Source organism: Desulfosporosinus sp. FKB (assembly GCF_002196705.1).
Classification (GTDB): Bacteria; Bacillota; Desulfitobacteriia; order Desulfitobacteriales; family Desulfitobacteriaceae; genus Desulfosporosinus.
Genome location: NZ_NADJ01000013.1, coordinates 113,800 through 131,691, shown reverse-complemented (window position 1 = coordinate 131,691; position 17,892 = coordinate 113,800). Strand labels below are relative to the sequence as shown.

Genomic DNA, 17,892 nt, shown 5'->3' with positions numbered 1-17,892 from the left:
ATATATCTAGTTTTTTAAGCTCTATTTCAAATACAAAAATTATAATAGCAGCAGGTTCATTTAGATCAATTCCTTTGTTACTCACAAAACTACGGTCCTCTGTAGCTATGACAGCTTCTCGGTAAATTGTCGGTATGTCATCGTATGATAAGAATAGACTATGCCGGGTCTGTAATTGGACGATAACCTTATCACGCACTTGTGTAGAAATCCTATTAATATCTCTAAAGTAATATTTTAGTCCATACCAACCAACTATCGAAGTAACCGATGAAAAAATCAGGAGTTTTGCCACCCCTGCTTTAATGAACTTTAGGTTGACTAAATTTGAAGAGGCCCTCATCATTTCTGATGAGGACCAATTAGTATAGAACGAGCGACTAATTTAAAAGTATAAAGTTATGCCTTTTTTAATGATTAGCTCATTTAGAAGTTAAGAGCAGCTCTTGCTCGTATTAGTGCATTTGAGGAAGTAGTGGTAAATACTTCATTTTCCGGCTTGAAAATATTCTCATCACCGATGTCAGTATCGAAATCCAACGTTTTAAGCTTAGTGTTTAGTTCTGGTCTAACACCGCTAATGATCAAGGTCCCGTTGGCTTCTCGTACATTCCTCACAAACACTTTCAAAGCGGCCAATGAGGTTAAATCAACGGTCGTAACATGATTCATTTTTAGAATAAACACTTTGGCTTTATCGAGCAAGCTGTCAAGCCGTTCTCCAAGATCAGTTGCTCCACCAAAATAAAGATTTCCTTCAAGTTAGATTACCAATACATCAACCTTTTCTTCAACCACTTCAACTTCTTCTAGAATAACCTGAGATCCCTCACCCTGCGTAGGGATGAGAAGTTTAAGCGGTGCCTTATTCGTATCCTTCAGATATAACGCGATAGATAATGCGATGCCTGTATAAATTGCATAATCTAAGTTAGGCAGCACAATGACTAGAATACAGGTTACCCACATGGCAATTGAATCTGAGGAAAATAGACCAGCTTTGACAACTTTCTTGATTTCTTCTTTGTCTATCAATCCGTACCCAGTATAAATTAAGACGCCCGCTAGACCGGCACTTGGTATATATTTCGCATAAGGTGCAAATAACATGAGGACTATAGCTACAAAAACACCAGAGAGTATTCCCGCCAAGCGACTGACCCCTCCGTTGACAAAGTTGATGGCGGATCGGGAGAAGGAACCCGAGGCAGGAAGACACTGGAAGAATGCACCTACGATATTCGATAAACCCTGGCCTATAAATTCCTGATTGGAATCAATTTTTTGGCGTGTTTTCGTGGCGATTGATTTGGAAATTGATATTGCTTCTACTAAACCAATGATTGAAATGGCAAACGCTCCACTCAGCATATCTTTAATTGAAGAAAGGCTAAAATCCACCATCTTAAAAGGAGGAAAACCGGAAGGAATATGACCGGTAAGCTGAACTCCCTTCTTTTGGAGATCAAACATAATGATGAAAACGATTGGAACAATAATCCCGATTAAAGCGCTGGGCAGATTTTTGCTGATTTTTTTGCAAACCAGCATAATTATGATAGTCAATAGGCCGATGCCTAAAACATACGGGTTGGTTTTATTAAGATGGGTGAAAATATAAAACACTTTATCTAGAGTCGACATTGCTGAGGAGTTCTTAATCGATATCCCCAGAAATGTATTTAGTTGTCCCAGAGCAATGATCGTTCCTGCACCGGCTGTAAATCCTACCAAGACAGTGTGAGGCACAAAATCAATCACTTTGCCAAGTCGAATTACACCATAAAGGATTTGTAAGACACCAACCATAAACGTCATGAGGAAAAGCATCTGATAAGCATTGGGAAGATGCATATAGCGAATCATGGCACTAGCGGTAAGCAAACAGATAGCATTTGTCGGCCCAGTGATTAGTTGATTCGAACAGCCAAAGGCTGAACCAATAATTGCAGCAATAATCCCTGTATACAAACCATAAATTGGATTAACTCCTGCAATCATAGCATACGCCATATACTGTGGAAGACCAACAACCACAACCGTTAAGGCCCCTATAATGTCGTGCTTGAGATCTTCTTTTTTATAGCCTCTAATCATTTCGATAAAAGGAAACAATTTATTCACTGCTGAAGTCGACATGGACTTTCCACCTCTCTTTAATTCTTAATTTGAACTCACAAATAACATTGAGAGATATTAAGGAAAGTGCGTACTTTCACTTATTGCCACAATAATGGAGTATAAAACATAAGGTCTTAAAGATTTTAAGTTGCTGCATCCCTGGGCTTTTCCATGTTATATTTTGTTAGTCACATTTTTTAGCAGTCTTCGCGGCTGCTTTTTTTATTTGCAGAATGCTTTTAATGATAATGTTAATAGTTTAAGATCTCTCATTTTATAACCACTCCTCTCTGCTTGTGAAATTATTTCTTATAACTTAGCTAAATGGTAACACTATAGACGAAACAATGTCTATAGGTAATCAATATGTTCGTGATTATATTTGACTATTACAATGTGTTTGATTTTCACTTTTCATTCCTTCAATAACATATAGAGGACGCTGCCTTAGAGAATCTCATACGGTTAGGGTGCATCGCATACATAACGCTCATATTCATTCGAATCAGCTTTAAGACTGCCTGGAGCTTTGAATACTTTTATCCTTTAACCAACAAACTACAAGACATTAAAGGGTTGATAATTTACAAATCTGGAGCTCAAATTGTAAAACCTTAATAAAATCTTAAGATTTCTATCACAATCTGTTCAAATATTACCTCAGAAAATGCTAACAATACAGTCATGAAATTAACTACTTAATTCAAGGAGGTAACCTGTATGAACTTCAAGAAAATCTCTGTGTTGGGGATAACAAGTATGCTTTCGCTGGCTCTGACTTCGGGCGCAGCGTATGCTGCAACATCAACCGCCTCTCAAAGTATCCCTCAAACTACCAGTGTGCCCCACCATGCCAATCATGAATCTGCTCTTGCTCAATTTTTGGGTATCGATCAGACGACACTGATGCAAAAATTGAAGTCGGGCAAGACATTGGCCCAAATTGCTTCCGAAAAGGGAATTAGTACTGAAACCTTAACACAGAAACTGCAATCAGCGCTTAATGACCGTTTGGACAAAGCCGTTGCAAGTGGTAAGATGACTACAGAAAAGGCTTCCCAAATAAAGTCTAAAGAAGATAGTGAAATTGCCGCAAAGATTAATAAACCTTGGACAGATAAAAAAGATAAATGCGATTTTCATAAAGGCATCGGACAATCGATACAAACCATTTTTGGTATGACTAGCGATCAATTAAAAGAACAACTTAAAAACGGAAAAACTCTTGCCCAGATTGCGGCCGATCGCGGAATCAGTAAATCTGATTTAACTGCTAAGTTAGTTTCAGCAATGGCATCGAATATTGACCTAGCGGTTAAGTATAATAAACTAACCTCAGAGAAAGCAGCGAAAATTAAAGCTAACTTGCCTCAAAGGATTGATACATTGATTAATAAAACTCCCGCCTCAGAGAAATAGTTTTTAAAGGGATGTTCTGAATGAAGTGATTTTCAGATACATCCCTTTGTGATTTAGTAACCCTTTTTATGTAATTGCCTATAACGCAAAATAATTTTCATTTATATATACTTGTTTAAATCTTAGCCCTTTTTAACACTACCATAGGGTTTTCGCTATTTCCTTGTAAAACTCTTCCTTCACCAACCTCGACTAATTTATCTAAAATAACGTGATTAAGAATGGTTTGAGCCCTTATCCAACACTTTGACATTATGATGCAATTTATAACCTGAGCTTCCGGTTCAATAATAACACCCCGTGATATGACGGAATTCTCCACCTTACCTTCTATCATACAACCACTTGCAATCAAGGAATTCCTAACTTTTGCATGCTCTCCATGGCAGGTAGGAGGATTGTCTAAGAGCTTTGTATGAATTCGATCCAATCCCAAAAACAATTTTTCTCGTATTTTAGTATCGAGTATATCCATGCTACATTGATAATAATCTTGAACGGATTGAATTATACCAATATAGCCCTGGAATGAGTACCCATAAATTTTTAATGATTTTAGTTTAATTGTAATTGCATCAAGCAAATCAAATCCTTCCTGCTCTTGATATTCATTAATTATATCTAGCAATATCTGACGTCTGATAATTAACATATTGATAAAATTCAACGGTGAATTTTCCAGTTCATCATAATCGTTAAAATTTATGACTCGTTGCTTTTCGTCCATAATAAGGTGAGTCTGTGAATTTTTTCTGTTAGGGGTGTCAAATTTCTTATAAACTAGCGTTATATCAGCGTTCTTATCTTCGTGATAATCTAAAACCTCATGGTAATTAATATTAAATACTTGATTACAACTACTAATTACCACATTTTCTGCTTGATCTCTTTGTAAATATTCTATATTTAAAGCAAGGTCCTTAAGGAAAAACTGCTCTTTGCGCCCTACTAGACCGTATATTGTCTCTGGTAAAATAAACAGTCCACCGGCTTTCCTTTCCAAGAACCAAGCTTTGCCGGCACCTATATGGGAAAGCATTGTCCTATTGTGATAGGGAGTAATTAAACCTATGGTTCGTATCCCAGAGTTGACCATACTTGATAAGGCAAAATCAAGCAGTCTGTACCTTCCAAAAGGCAATGCTTCGATAGGTCTCTTCTCAGCTAACCCTTGTAAACCATCAATGCGGCTGTTGCCAAATAAAATTCCAATCGCCTCGCACATGTGTCTTCCTCCTTTAGGTAAGCCACTTAACGAACTCTATAAACATTCTCGCCTGCTTCAATTTTGGAACCTTCCTTGAGTACAGTTTGATCCTCTATTACAGTAATTCCTTCTTGTTTTAAAGGTTCGTTTTTTGTCGCACCAATAACACTGTGACTCTCGATTTCAACATTTTCACCAGTAACTACTTTGCGAATTACCGAATGATCATTTATTTTCGAGTGAGGCAATATTATGGAATCTCGAACTTCTACTCCTTTTCCAATATATACACCTAGGCCTAAAATGGAATGGTACACTGACCCAAGTACAGTACAACCGTTACAGATGAGGCTATTCTCAATTAAAGCCGATGATCCTACATACTGAGATGGCAAATCCTCTAAGTTAGAAAATATTCGCCTATCTTGGTTGGTCATCCGAGAGTAATTTAAACTACTAAAATAATCAAAATTCGCATGGTAATAGCTTTCGATAATCCCTACATCTCTCCAATAACCGCGAAATTTATAAGCATATACACGATTCTTTTGTTGCAATAGCTTGGGAATTATGTCTTTACCAAAATCATGATTAGATTGCAGATCCTCCTCATCTTCCATTAATGCCTGTTTAAGCAATGGCCAATCAAAGATATAAACTCCCATCGAGGCTAAATTACTGTTAGGATAGGCAGGTTTCTCTGCGAAATCTCTAATTCTCTGATCTACATCCAAAGTCACGACTCCAAAACGAGAAGCTTCCTGCCATGGAACCTCAGTCACTGATATGGTGAGCTGAGCTTTGTTTCTTCTATGAAAGTCAATCATTTTATTATAATCTGCTTGATAAATATGGTCACCCGAAATAATTAATACAAAGCTTGGTTTGAAAAAGTCAATGAAATCAATATTTTGGTATACAGCATCTGCAGTCCCTCTATACCAACTTCCTTCAGTCGATCCAAGATGAGGAGGTAATATGTGCACACCTCCGACATAGTCAAAATCCCATGCTGAACCAATACCGATATACGAACTAAGTAGAAACGGCTTATATTGCGTAAGTACCCCCACGATATTAATTTTTGAGTTTGCGCAATTACTTAAACAAAAATCAATGATCCGATAATTACCGCAAAAAGAAATCGCTGGTTTGGCAATGTTATTTGTAAGCGGCCCTAATCGACTACCTTGTCCTCCTGCTAAAAGCATGGCAATACATTCTTGCTCAAACATAATTTGATAGGCGCTCCTCTCTTATTTACTGAAACTATGCTAATAATTTCCGGACAAGATTGGCAAAACTAAACCATTCAAAGTCGACGGAGTTATATCTTAAATTTGATATTTTTAATTTAATCACTTCTTCAATAAAATTAGTTTTGAAATTATTTAAAATCAAATGCCAAAGAAATATATGCATATTTGTAACATTTTAATAATTAATTATTCGAATTACGAAAGATAGATATAATCTTATATTCAAATCTTTTCAACAAATAATTTAAATGACTTTATTCAGATACCTCTCTTTCGCTTGGACTAAAAGAATTATAATACCTGATCGAAGAAGATAATAATGTTATTGGTATGCACTCACTGCGCCTAAACCCTAATGAAGCTCTAAAGGTTCAATTTAACCCTTCTTTTTGTTCCTTTATTTCTTAATTTGATAATGTAATACAAAGCCGCCTTTTAGAATACTTTAAGAAATGTGCAAATCATTTTAATCGCCACAAGACTGTTGAAAGAAGGTAATATTTGTTGGAGGATGAATTAGATATTATGTATATCAAATGCCCCTATTGCAGGGAAGTAAGTAAAACAGATCAGTGGGCTACGCTAGCTTTGACAATGACAACGGCTTTTGAAAGTTTCAGATTTGGATACATGCCTAAAAAAACAGAAAGCTTCATGTGCCCAGCTTGTAAAAAGAATTGTTATTATCTAGATGTCAAGGCTCTATAGATAGGAATCGCTGAAAAAAATATAGGGTTCATAGCACAAAGGTAAGGCCCTCATCTAATGAAATGATGAGGGCCTTATACATACGGAAACTTATCTTTTTCAAAATCTATACTATAATTTCACTTAAAGCTGTGCAAATATTTCCCAGCAAGGGCTATCGGTATACACAATTCAATTATAAACCAAATACCATTTTTAACCATATACTACTTAAAATATCGCCTCATTTACCGATGTAAGCGGAACAAATAGAGGAACCTATAGTTATGACTAAGATTAAGGATTTAATTATATTTGATAATTGATCTATCAAATAATCTCTTTCTAAGTTTATGCTAAAGGCTTTTTTATAAAAAAAGCTCCCACCTTTATTGATGAGAGTTAGCAAAATAAGCTCAAAATCTATGCCAATATGGAAAGTTACAATGAAATTATGGCATAGTATTTTTGAAAAGATTGCCGAACTAGAGCGTCTGAATTTAAAGACTTTATATAAAGCTCCATATCATCAAAATGGAGTTTCCATCCATTAACCCACTTCTGAAGGATTTAGAGATGCTTGGTCCTAATCAACCATTCTTCATAACTCAAAGCTCAATTATATCCGCAACATTGTATCCCATAACCCCCCACCTCGATTAAATAAAAAGCTGCAAATTATTTCCGATTGTTGAAAGACGCAGTTTCAGTGTCTATATAGGAGTGATACGTAATAAAACCTGCCGTAAAATAATTAATAATTGACCTATCAAAGCATCTCAGTTTTTGCCCGATAGATTAGGTCAACATATTTTGGGCATCAATCAAGGCTGCACCATTCCTTCTCTTTTGCAACTTTTCTCTTTTTGAAATTTGGGGGATTATTTCTAGACACCATTAGAGATTTCATAGCCCATTCCGCTAACTGTTCTCTGTTTTCCAAAATATCAACAGGAACCTCATAATATGGCATTAACATGGGCTTGTCATCAAATGGTTTGAATGGTTTCATTCCTGCCATTATATAATCTGACTTATTAAAGTCATCGACTTTAAAATAAAGAATGTCATCGGCTAGGATTCCAAAAATCAAACCCTCATAGTAAATACTCGCTCCTCCAAACATCTTTTTGACCGTTACAAAACCCAACTTTCCGAGTTGGTCTACTACATAACACAGGCTTCTTTAACCCGTAACGTACTCTTCAAAGATACTCCTTTCACGATAACCAATCATGTAGCATTATCTATAGGGTTCTTTTACCTCAATCAAACGTTCACAGCATAGAGGACTTAGATTACGGCTTTAAGAATTAACTCGTAGCACTTCAGCATTTTGTACCAATAATCACCGTTGCAATTGGGAAAATTAAACTTGTTCTAAACCTTTTGATTTCGCAAATGCCGTTTTCTTCAAAAACCCGTGTATATTCATCAGAGTACCGCATATCGATTATGCACAGTTTACCGCCCACTTTTAAAACTCTGGCAATTTCCAGTAAAGCCTTTTTTCGCTCCAATGTTTCATAAATATTATGTATAGCAAAGCTAGATAACACCATATCAAAGTTTTCGCTAGTAAAAGGCATCTTTCTCATATCCGCTGTTTCGATTTCTATTTTATCCCTAACACCTTCAACGATGGCATTATTAATTGTATTTTCCATATGATTGCCAGAAAGGTCTTCGCCTTGCCATATATCAATGCCTATGATTTTCCCTGTAACTAACCGTTTAGCAGCTCCAATCAGGTACAGACCCCTACCACACCCTACATCTAAAATATGTTCATTGCCTACACCGTAAGTCACGGTGAGAATTTTAGCCCTGATGGTTATTATTACGGTCTTAAATGGCAATGTGTTGAATTTGTGAAGCGATTTTACTATGACGTAAAACACGTTAAAATGCCAGATGGTTTTGGTAACGCTAAAGATTTTTATAACCCTTCTGTGTCTCAAGGTTGCCTAAATGAACAAAGAGGCTTAATCCAATATAGAAACGGTGGAAATATGGGGCCAAAACCGGACGACATATTAGTTTTTACTAACGGCCTTTACGGGCATGTAGCGATTGTAACAAAAGTAACGGGAAACTCCATAGAAATTATTCAACAAAATGAGAAAGTAACCCGCCAAGCACTTAAACTTGTGATAAGGAATCATCACTTCTTTGTCGGTTCTAGCGTCAAACCCAATGTATGGCTAAGGAAAGCTGAATGATCCACAAAATCAGAAACAATCTCCACAATCTAGCATTTTCAACATACCCATTAACCCCTCAATCCAAAGCCTCATTTGGAGACTCGATACCTCGATGACCAGCCAACCTTCACACGAGGCGGCTTCTTGGACTTGGCAAGGGTGGCAACAGTGGTGTGGGGGTGATTCGATAAGTATTACGCTTGCTTACCTAGATAGTTGACTGGAGTCATTATACTTATTTAAAGAATGCATGATAAACCATTAACATTATAACTGCCAAAATTATTATCCATGAGGCTGGGTGTGCCCAGTTGTTTGTCCGTCCCAGTCCATTCGCTTTTGGAACAAGAAAGTTAGCATCATCGTCGTTATAATAGAGGAAATATTGGTTATGCTCTCTTCGATACTCATTTACTTCTTCAAATGACCATTTTCTTTTTGCCATGGTATTCCCTCATTTTTACTGTCTTTATGCTTATGGGTTGCCATCACATCCCATCGTCCATCAACCCTACGGTAGTTGTTTGAACCATCCATGCTTGGTGTCCTGGAATTAGCCACTAAAGCAGAAGAATGTTCAGACCTATGTTCGAATGGGGACATTTATCAATCAATGCTATCCAAAAACTCTATTACGCTATCTGTGAATTTTTTATTTTCAAGCATGAAAAAGTAGTGACCACCCTTAAATTTAGTTATTTTCGAGCCTTTTATTTCTGAATGCATTTCTTCTGCAAGGGCAAAAGGAGCAATTTTATCTTTCTCCCCATGCAAGATCAATGTTGGTACTTTTATCTGATTTAGTTGGTCACTACAGTCATAACCGCGTGATGCCTCTAGCTGTCTCTCAAAAGCATACTTGGGTTGCGGGTTTTTCTTGATTATTGAACCGAACCTGGACGCAAGTTTCAACCATCCAGGACGGAGTGATGATCCAATCTTTACTGTTGCTGATGTTGAAGCCAGTATAAGGCTATTTACTTTATCGAGATGCTGTAATGCCAGTGCCATGGCTATGCGTCCACCCATGGAAATGCCAAAAATATGCGCTTTATTTATGCCAACCCCATTCATAAGTTCCGCCGTATCGTCTGCCATTATCTCAATTTTATATGGTATATCCGGTTTATCAGTTCTTCCGACACCACGGTTATCGAATGCTAAAACTTTTAATCTTTCCGAAAGTCGATTAATAGTTGGTTCATATACAGTAAGATCAGTTCCTAAACCGGCTATGAGTACGAGTTGTTCGCCCTCACCGTGGAACTCATAATACATATTTATATCATTAACTTGTATTGTTGGCATTTTGTAGTCCCCTAACTATTTGAAACCCATTAGCATTCTATCCTACATTATCCAACGAGAATAAAGTTTATCCTAAATTCCCACGTCCCAAACGTTCTCGGGAGTAGTAATTATCCAATTCACTTTATTCCGGCCTACTATATCTTCCTGTCTACGCTTCGCATTACACGTTACCATGCACCACGCAAGACTCGATGTGACGCATCCCTCAGCCTCCAGCTTTCTCGTTCGGTTAGGGGTAGCGCCTTTGGTTATCCGATAGGTAAGGGCATCCCTCGGCATTACCTGTTTGGTTTCTTTTCAGATAATGCAGAAGGATAGGCTTTTTTTTAAGGTTCAAGGTAAAAAATAACCCCGCCCGACTATGGCCTAAGGGACCAGGCCGAAAACGACGAACCGGAAGCTGCCGGGGAGGTCGCGGGATCCCGCTTTGAGCTGGCTTTGCAAGGTCGGCCTTTAAATTACTTTTAAAATAAAAAAAACCCTCAGAGAGGGGTTAGAGGAAAATGCTATGAAATTTCATCCATTAATATCAATCCAGCTGTCTATATTATAAACCGGATAGATATACATAATACTTGCTGAAATTCCCTGCGAAAGGGATTTAATACGTCAAATCGTTCAGCAACGCTACTGTGAGTGGTAAACTAAACCATACACATTTACGCCAATGAAAGCATACAACTTTCTGTCACAAACCATACAACTTTTTGCCAATAACCATACAACTTAAAATCAATTACAGTGATCGGACTTTGTTAGAATAGGGGCTAGCAAAGAGGTCAGGAGCTGTTAGAATGAAAGGATTTAAGATGTATAAACAGATACAGCAACTTAAAGAGATTGGATTCACTCGGTCTCGGGCTGCCAAGCAGCTGAACATAAATCGGGAAACCGTAACACGATATTGGAACATGACAGCGGATGAATTTGCCAAACAACTGCATAGCATTAACGAGAATTGCTACTTTCAAAATATGAGGAAATTATCATTAGTTGGTTGAAACAATATCCAACAATGACAGCCGCCCAAGTATGCGATTGGCTCAAGGAGCATTACAAAGAGGATATCAAGGAACGAACTGTCAGTCGTTATGTCAAAGGGTTACGAGAGGAATATAATCTTAAAAAATCCAATCATCCCAGGGATTATGAGGCTGTAGAAGAGCTCCCCATGGGGCAGCAGTTACAGGTGGACTTTGGTGAAAAGTGGATACAATCCATTGATGGACAGCGTGTAAAGATTCGCTTTGCAGCCTTTGTACTCGCTCATGCACGTTACAAATGGGCATTCTTTTAAACTCGGCCATTCACAACAAGCGATTTGGTTTCAAGCTGTCATGAGTGCTTTAGATATATAGGTGGGATGCCGCATGAAATGGTATTTGATCAGGATAGTATCGTCAGCGTTTCAGAAAACTATGGAGATATTATTCATACCTTTGAGTTTGAGAAGTTCCGGCAAGAATGCAATTTAAAAGTATACCTCTTCCGCGCAGCTGATCCGGAAAGCAAAGGTAAGATCGAGAATGTGGTTAAATTCATCAAGTATAATTTCCTCGAAAACAGACTTTTTGCTGATGAGGAAGTTCTCAACAGTTCGTTCCTAAAATGGTTGGATAGAACCGGTAATGCGAAAGTTCACGGCACAACTAAAAAGATACCATCCAAGGTGTTTGAAGATGAACGTGAACACCTTAGACCCATGCTGGACATCCGATCAAACGGTGATGTATCCATCTACAGAAACGTTCGGAAAGATAACACGATCGTCTACGACAGCAATCGGTACTCTTTACCTCTTGGTACATACAACTGCCAAAAAGAGGTCAGCATTGAAGCGAAGAATGAAAAATTGACGATTATGACCGTATTCAGCGAATTTATCTGTGAACATCCAATCTCAACCGGCAGAGGTCAATTAATTAAGAGCACCAGTCATTCCAGAGATATTACAGACTCGATGGATAAAGCTCAAACTACTGTTGATGAGCTGTTATTATTCAAGGCAACCGATTTTCTGCAGACAATTCGAACAGAAAAGGCACGCTATGCCCGTGACCAGTTCCGGTTGCTGCAAACATTATGCGATAAATATGGAATTGATGACGTACTCAACGCCATCAAATATTGTAAGGTGAGCAAACTCTTCGGAATAACCTATGTAAAGGATTTTTTAGAGCACAGTGCCAAACCAAAACAAGTCATCGTCCTAAATGCTATTCCGGTTAGCAACAACAAGTACCATGTAACCACTGAGACAGCTAATTTGTTTATATTATTTAGCGTACCCTGTCCATGTTTCTTACCCTAAACAAGCTGCTTTACCAAGGGTTTAACCCTCCTCTAGACGAAAATTGAGGTAAAATCATTTTGTATCTATAAAAATAGAAACAGGCCACTCATAATGAGTGGCCTTTACTATAATCCCGCAAAGTTCCTCGTGAACTAATGGATACACGGCTCAAGATTAATATTCATTAAAGTTACGTTACTAAGTTGTTCAACCAGAGAATTACAGGTTTGGGATCGCGCACCTTATAACTATAAAACATAAACAGCAAATGGGTATTTAGTCTAGTAAGGGAATCGCGCTTGACCTAACAAAACTTATACCGGCCAAAAACTAGATTATGGTAAATGAAACTAATCTGGACAAATCCTCCACTATTTCTTTGGTTATTGAAGAACTATCTGAGATCATGAACGCAATTACTAAGGTCAAAATTCAGGTTCTAAATCATCTCCCTACGAAAGGCAAATTCAGCTTTAATACGTGTCGACTAAAGGATTACAGGTACACAAAATCAACCACTAATCACTTACTTTAATTAACTAACAGCTTACTTCAACCACCAAATACATACTTCTAAATTGTAGGAACTTTGCGGGAAAACTTTCTTCTTAAACACAAAAACCACCCTTCTAGGTGGCTTCAATTCCCGAAATTCAGCATTGACCTTAACTAATTGCAATGCCTAAACTTTCGATGAATCGAAACTTTACCTAGCATGCGACCAATAAGCTCATTTAGAAACTGAATCTTTTTGATTAGGTGATTATACCTTTATTATAGCTGAAAACAGGGAGAAGTCAAGAAATACAACTGGATTTTTTGTTCCTTATTTAGAATTATAAACCCATCCATTTGAGGAAAAAGGGTCTTCCTACCCGTCTTAGCTACCGAAATGCTTTTACTCTATAGTTTAGGCTAAATAGTGTCGGTGCATCATAAATAACCGTATATTACTGTGTCTGGACAATTTGTTGTTGAAAAGTCACCAACCTCTCCCGTTTTTACCTATGTTATCGCTCCTGATTAAGTATCTGTTTCATTATGTTTATTCCCGCAAAGCCGTTTAGATTATTTGGTTTTTAACCCCGCTCTCGCAGGTGGGGATTTTCACCATACTTTTTGGTCTTCCTCTAAAATGGAGGCATGGCCTAATCAGTAGGTTTATTAAATTCCCGAAATTTACAATAGGATCAAAGCCAAATCATATCTTCGCCCCTACCTGCTTCATATAACACATATCAAGTGTACTTATTTTTAAAATACTTCGCTGTATTATCCATATCGCAAAAAACTGTTGATTCATTGATATTAAATAATTTAAGTTCATCAAGAATTTCATTTTTAATTAGGGATGGAATAATCAATACCTTTTGCTTATATCCATCCGCATTTATATTGAAATCTGCGCAAATACTTTTAGCTTGCTTAATCCCGAAAAGAACAAAAGCTCCGCTTTGATTAATGATCCTGTCGATAGACATTTTGGGTTTTACGACAATGGATAGATTATCGAAATCACGGGGGTCTATCTTGGGTAAAAAGTATGGTTTGTCCTCTCGTATGAAATGGACTAATTCAGAAATCTCTTTGTTTGAGTTGAATTGCTAAATTCTTTTACTGATAAATTGTCTAATTTTATGATCTCTATCAACAGCCTGATATCCTCTTAGCCTTAACCAGTCTGTACCACTAAATATTTCAAAACCATTTGTATTAAAATTAAAAGAGCATTTCACAGTATTGGTTAATACGCTTACTGTATCACTATCGTAATATCTTACATTACGTTCAGGCACATTAAAAATCGTAACCTCTCCATGACTACCCCCTTCACGGTTAGCATTGCAAGCAAAGAATAACGACTAATTTAAATAAACTGATGGAGGTAATGGAATTGTTCTAATCATTACCTCCCCTCTATATTCCAATTCAAGGTAAAATTTTAAATGAATATTTTTAAATATTACAGATATTTACTTCGTTCGCTTCCTGTAATTTTATATTGGTATCCCCTCTTCTTTAAAAGTACAGTTCTTAGGGCATTATCCATTACATCCTTCACACTCTTTCATATACCAAGAAAATTTGGAATTACATTTTTCACAAGACCATTGCTGCTTTTGCGTTTCTAGCCATTTTTCTTTACCCATGTCTTTAATCAAAATCAGGTTATCTATTGATTCTGCATGATGTGGTTTTCCATCATTGCTAAATTCTAATAATTTCTCACAAGGAAATTCGTTGCATAAGCTGCAATATTCTATTTTCTTAACTTGTGCACATTCTCTTATGCCACAGTCTCCACATAGGTTTTCTAATCGACAACCAGGGCAAAATTCAAGTGGTCGGCTCTTAAAATCATCATAAATGGAGGGCATACGCATAATATGTTCCTTGTTTCTTTCTTCAAAGCCTACTTTAAAGCTGCATGCACCGCAATAAAGGCCACAATAAGCAATTAATTCATCTGGCATAGAACTCCTTCCTGCAATTACAAAACACTGTTACGCATTATCTACCAACAACCACTATACTGGTAGATAATCCACCATCAAGTGTTCAACTCCTAGGAAACCGCTGATCTAATATTCCAGTACCGCCCATTACTTCCACATGCCGCTCCCTTCACCTTCCGGTTCGGTGAGCACCTTTGGATAGGTAAGGACATACCGCAGCATTACCTGTTAGAAAGTTCCTTTGTCTAACGCTCTCCGGCAACATAAGCTTTCATCGATAAGTATAGATAGGCTGAGTAGAATTCTTTTTGTAATTGCTCATTTAGTTTTTCGACCATTGAGTCTTTAGCCATAACATCATCTCCCAGGACGCTTTCTCCGTCCATAAAAAACTCTTAGCTACAAGTGTCAGTTATTATTGTTTATTGACATGGAGTTTATTATCCACGAGTTGTGTCAAATCTAACACTTCTTGAAGCGCAATCGACAAATCCTTTCTCCGGGTCTCTCTGTCTGAGAAATTATTGATCTTATTTTTCAAGAGTACTATTGCTTCGTGAAGTTGCTTATTCGTTATTTTGTATTGGTTAATCTTTGTGATCTTCTCATCTTTGTCGGCGGGTGATGGTATTCCAACTGGGAGCTGTTTTGCACTTCGAGCCATACCGACCTCTGTCCAGTTAAAAGTCTCTCCCAATCCGGGAATCAACGGGTCTAATCCCGTTATTTCTTTAATCTTAGCTGCCAGGCCTGCCTGGGCTTCCTCTTCACCGTGAACCAATATGATCCCTTTAGCCGGGATTCCGCCACAACGAATCCAATTCAGAAGGCCCTTTTGGTCAGCATGGGCCGAGAACCCGTCGATATTTTCTATCTTGGCCTTCACAGTAATCTGTTCTCCATGAATTGTAACGTTTTTCTCCCCGTTCACCAACCGTCGGCCTAATGTACCTTCAGCCTGATAACCGACAAACAATACAGTAGACTCAGGCCGCCAAAGATTATGTTTAAGATGGTGTTTAATCCTTCCTGCATCTGCCATACCACTTGCCGCAATAATAATCGCTTTCCCTTTAATCTCATTCAAAGCAATGGAGTCCTGACTTGTAATACTAAAATGCAGTCTGGGCAAGTTTAAAGGATCTTCGCCCTGTTCAATGAGAAGCTGGGTTTCTTGGTTAAAATACTTAAAGCTATGCCGAAAGATTTTCGTTGCTGCTACGGCTAAAGGGCTATCGATGTAAACATCAACTGGGGGAATTTCTTTGTTATCGTGCAAAATTCCCAAGTAATAGAGAAGATCCTGAGTTCGCTCAATAGCAAAGGACGGGATAACAAGGTTTCCACCCTTGGCAAATGTCTCATTGATAACTTCTTTAAACTTACTGAGCCTTTCGCTGGAATCCCCATGCAAACGGTTTCCATAAGTTGACTCCATTATTAGATAGTCACTCTCTGGTATACAGCTCGGCGCTTCTAAGTACGGTTCTGGCGCATTGCCTATATCTCCGGAAAAGACCAGTTTCAACGTCTGGTTTCTTTCAGTAACCCAAACTTCGATCATGGCCGAACCTAAGATATGACCGGCATCCTGGAATCGAACAGCTAGCCCTGGCAAGAGTTCGATTTTTTGTTTGTACTCTACCCCTTTAAAATATTTAAGACAATTCGCCGCCTCTTCCGCTGTGTAAATAGACTTTTCCATATTTCAACCCAATCAGCATAAGTGCTCCGGTTACAGCACCACATGTTTCTCCGATATATCCCATACCAGCACCAAAACCGCAAGCAATCTTTTTTGCCATTTCCATTGTTAATCCTAAGTCATTAGAGTATGTGGAAAATACAGCTTGAGCGCAATTAAATCCCGATAAAAAACAATCGACTGCAATATCTGATCTCATTAAATGACTCCTTTCAACTTTTGAGTATAAATATCCAATATTTTACTATATATTTCATTTTCTGTCTCTCAGAAACAGTTCTTCATATGTTTGTAGACTTCCTTCTTATTATAAAAAAAGACGCCTGTTTAGGCGTTAATATTGAATCGAATTTCAAGGGGCGACACGGAATAAACGTGCTGTTCCTAACGAGCAATTTAGCTTCCATTTGATTTCTACCGATCATTGCTAAAGAATCGGCTTGTTATGTATATATCAACATTATTTACTTAATTTAACTGCAAGAAGGCTACACCTTCCCCTTCCCCTTCCCCAAAATTAGCTTTCTTATTTAACTATTATTTCTTTATGAACTACTAAAAACTGTTTCGGCATTAAATTTCTACTTTCTCGAATCCCTTTTCATCTTCCCAAGTATCAACTGCCTTCGACTTATTTATCTTCTTTCTTGCTGACCGCAAACTTATATTGTTATTGTTTTTTGCTCGGACAATTGTATCAATGCCGAGATTTTTACAGTCTGTAAAAGTTTTTCCGTTTTGGATAAGAATTTTTCCATTGCTTCATTTTTCTTCTATATATTATTTAAGGTATATCGGTTCATAAAATGGTGAGGGCATGGTCTTATATGATCATCAACCATGCCTATTGCTTGCATAAATGAGCATATTATTACTGGACCCACAAATTTAAAATTTCGTTGTTTTAAATCTTTACTGATTTGTTCTGACAGTGTAGTCTGAGCAGGAATATCCCCATCAGATTCCCAATTATTTATCACCGGTTTAAAATCAACGTAACGCCACAAAAAATTCGAAAAACTTCCGAATTCTGATTGGATTTTGATGACGGGTTTGTTCTTACTGTAGTTGCCTCAGTTTTATAAACCATTGAATATCCAACGATTAAACATGATAGAAATAACAGCTTATACAACAGATCCTTCTTCATCTCTATTTCACTCCCTCTGCTTCTTTCAGAAAATTCGGCAAAGGGATCAGTTCTTAATAAAAGAAACGTTCTTATCTTTT

At 37.5% G+C, this 17,892-nt stretch carries 16 protein-coding genes, 1 other RNA gene and 2 pseudogenes; 5 read left to right on the top strand and 14 right to left on the bottom strand.

All coding sequences use genetic code 11. The annotated features are described in order from the left end of the window. Positions 1-426 precede the first annotated feature (426 nt). Positions 427-750: pseudogene (locus tag B5Y67_RS26330) on the bottom strand (sodium-independent anion transporter); the annotation flags it as partial. A gap of 12 nt (positions 751-762) precedes the next feature. Beyond that, on the bottom strand, positions 763-2,139 hold the full coding sequence (locus B5Y67_RS04010) for a SulP family inorganic anion transporter (protein WP_348982287.1): 1,377 nt from the start codon (positions 2,137-2,139) through the stop codon (positions 763-765). Between the two features lie 702 nt (positions 2,140-2,841). Between B5Y67_RS04010 and B5Y67_RS04005 the strand changes: the two genes are divergently transcribed. Continuing rightward, positions 2,842-3,540, top strand: a complete 699-nt coding sequence (locus B5Y67_RS04005; protein ID WP_088225246.1) for a hypothetical protein — start codon at positions 2,842-2,844, stop codon at positions 3,538-3,540. 115 nt (positions 3,541-3,655) lie between these two features. On the opposite strand, the gene glgD is transcribed toward B5Y67_RS04005, so the two are convergent. The 4 genes from glgD to B5Y67_RS03980 all read right to left on the bottom strand — a co-directional run bounded on the left by glgD (position 3,656) and on the right by B5Y67_RS03980 (position 8,504). Further along, the gene (gene glgD / locus B5Y67_RS04000; protein WP_088225245.1) at positions 3,656-4,765 is read right to left on the bottom strand and encodes a glucose-1-phosphate adenylyltransferase subunit GlgD; all 1,110 of its coding nucleotides are present in this window, start codon (positions 4,763-4,765) and stop codon (positions 3,656-3,658) included. Between the two features lie 26 nt (positions 4,766-4,791). After that, positions 4,792-5,982, bottom strand: a complete 1,191-nt coding sequence (locus B5Y67_RS03995; protein ID WP_088225244.1) for a glucose-1-phosphate adenylyltransferase — start codon at positions 5,980-5,982, stop codon at positions 4,792-4,794. Between the two features lie 1,531 nt (positions 5,983-7,513). Continuing rightward, positions 7,514-7,873, bottom strand: coding sequence for a TfoX/Sxy family protein (locus B5Y67_RS03985; protein WP_282432750.1), 360 nt, complete (start codon positions 7,871-7,873; stop codon positions 7,514-7,516). Positions 7,874-8,021: 148 nt separating this feature from the next. After that, positions 8,022-8,504, bottom strand: coding sequence for a class I SAM-dependent methyltransferase (locus tag B5Y67_RS03980; RefSeq protein WP_170932572.1), 483 nt, complete (start codon positions 8,502-8,504; stop codon positions 8,022-8,024). On the opposite strand from B5Y67_RS03980, the gene B5Y67_RS03975 reads away from it, so the two are divergent. Continuing rightward, positions 8,478-8,915: a CHAP domain-containing protein gene (locus B5Y67_RS03975; protein WP_348982286.1), complete on the top strand. Its 438-nt coding sequence runs from the start codon at positions 8,478-8,480 to the stop codon at positions 8,913-8,915. The genes B5Y67_RS03980 and B5Y67_RS03975 overlap by 27 nt on opposite strands. Positions 8,916-9,132: 217 nt before the next feature. Here B5Y67_RS03975 and B5Y67_RS03970 read toward each other — a convergent pair whose 3' ends face one another. Beyond that, positions 9,133-9,342: a DUF5808 domain-containing protein gene (locus tag B5Y67_RS03970; RefSeq protein ID WP_088225241.1), complete on the bottom strand. Its 210-nt coding sequence runs from the start codon at positions 9,340-9,342 to the stop codon at positions 9,133-9,135. A gap of 161 nt (positions 9,343-9,503) precedes the next feature. Continuing rightward, positions 9,504-10,205: an alpha/beta hydrolase gene (locus tag B5Y67_RS03965; RefSeq protein WP_088225240.1), complete on the bottom strand. Its 702-nt coding sequence runs from the start codon at positions 10,203-10,205 to the stop codon at positions 9,504-9,506. A gap of 797 nt (positions 10,206-11,002) precedes the next feature. Here B5Y67_RS03965 and B5Y67_RS25805 point away from each other — a divergent pair. The 3 genes from B5Y67_RS25805 to B5Y67_RS25795 all read left to right on the top strand — a co-directional run bounded on the left by B5Y67_RS25805 (position 11,003) and on the right by B5Y67_RS25795 (position 12,519). Then, positions 11,003-11,209 (top strand): helix-turn-helix domain-containing protein, encoded by a 207-nt coding sequence (locus B5Y67_RS25805; protein ID WP_242975835.1) that lies wholly within the window; start codon positions 11,003-11,005, stop codon positions 11,207-11,209. Next, a complete protein-coding gene (locus B5Y67_RS25800) occupies positions 11,206-11,505 on the top strand; it encodes a hypothetical protein (RefSeq protein WP_242975834.1) in 300 nt (99 codons plus the stop codon). The genes B5Y67_RS25805 and B5Y67_RS25800 overlap by 4 nt, the downstream gene beginning before the upstream one ends. Before the next feature lie 78 nt (positions 11,506-11,583). Beyond that, entirely contained in the window at positions 11,584-12,519 is a 936-nt protein-coding gene (locus B5Y67_RS25795) for a hypothetical protein (protein WP_242975833.1), read from the top strand. Between the two features lie 1,026 nt (positions 12,520-13,545). Here B5Y67_RS25795 and ssrS read toward each other — a convergent pair. The 6 genes and pseudogenes from ssrS to B5Y67_RS03925 all read right to left on the bottom strand — a co-directional run. Then, a non-coding RNA gene (gene ssrS, locus B5Y67_RS03955) (6S RNA) lies at positions 13,546-13,737 on the bottom strand. Between the two features lie 806 nt (positions 13,738-14,543). Continuing rightward, entirely contained in the window at positions 14,544-14,975 is a 432-nt protein-coding gene (locus B5Y67_RS03945) for a DUF3795 domain-containing protein (RefSeq protein WP_088225238.1), read from the bottom strand. 227 nt (positions 14,976-15,202) lie between these two features. Continuing rightward, positions 15,203-15,343 (bottom strand): ferritin-like domain-containing protein, encoded by a 141-nt coding sequence (locus B5Y67_RS25790; protein ID WP_242975832.1) that lies wholly within the window; start codon positions 15,341-15,343, stop codon positions 15,203-15,205. Between the two features lie 29 nt (positions 15,344-15,372). Beyond that, positions 15,373-16,662, bottom strand: coding sequence for an MBL fold metallo-hydrolase (locus tag B5Y67_RS03940; protein ID WP_088225237.1), 1,290 nt, complete (start codon positions 16,660-16,662; stop codon positions 15,373-15,375). Then, positions 16,616-16,861, bottom strand: a complete 246-nt coding sequence (locus B5Y67_RS03935; RefSeq protein WP_242975830.1) for a C-GCAxxG-C-C family protein — start codon at positions 16,859-16,861, stop codon at positions 16,616-16,618. The genes B5Y67_RS03940 and B5Y67_RS03935 overlap by 47 nt, the downstream gene beginning before the upstream one ends. Before the next feature lie 574 nt (positions 16,862-17,435). Beyond that, positions 17,436-17,711: pseudogene (locus B5Y67_RS03925) on the bottom strand (DNA-3-methyladenine glycosylase I); the annotation flags it as partial. Positions 17,712-17,892 lie beyond the last annotated feature (181 nt).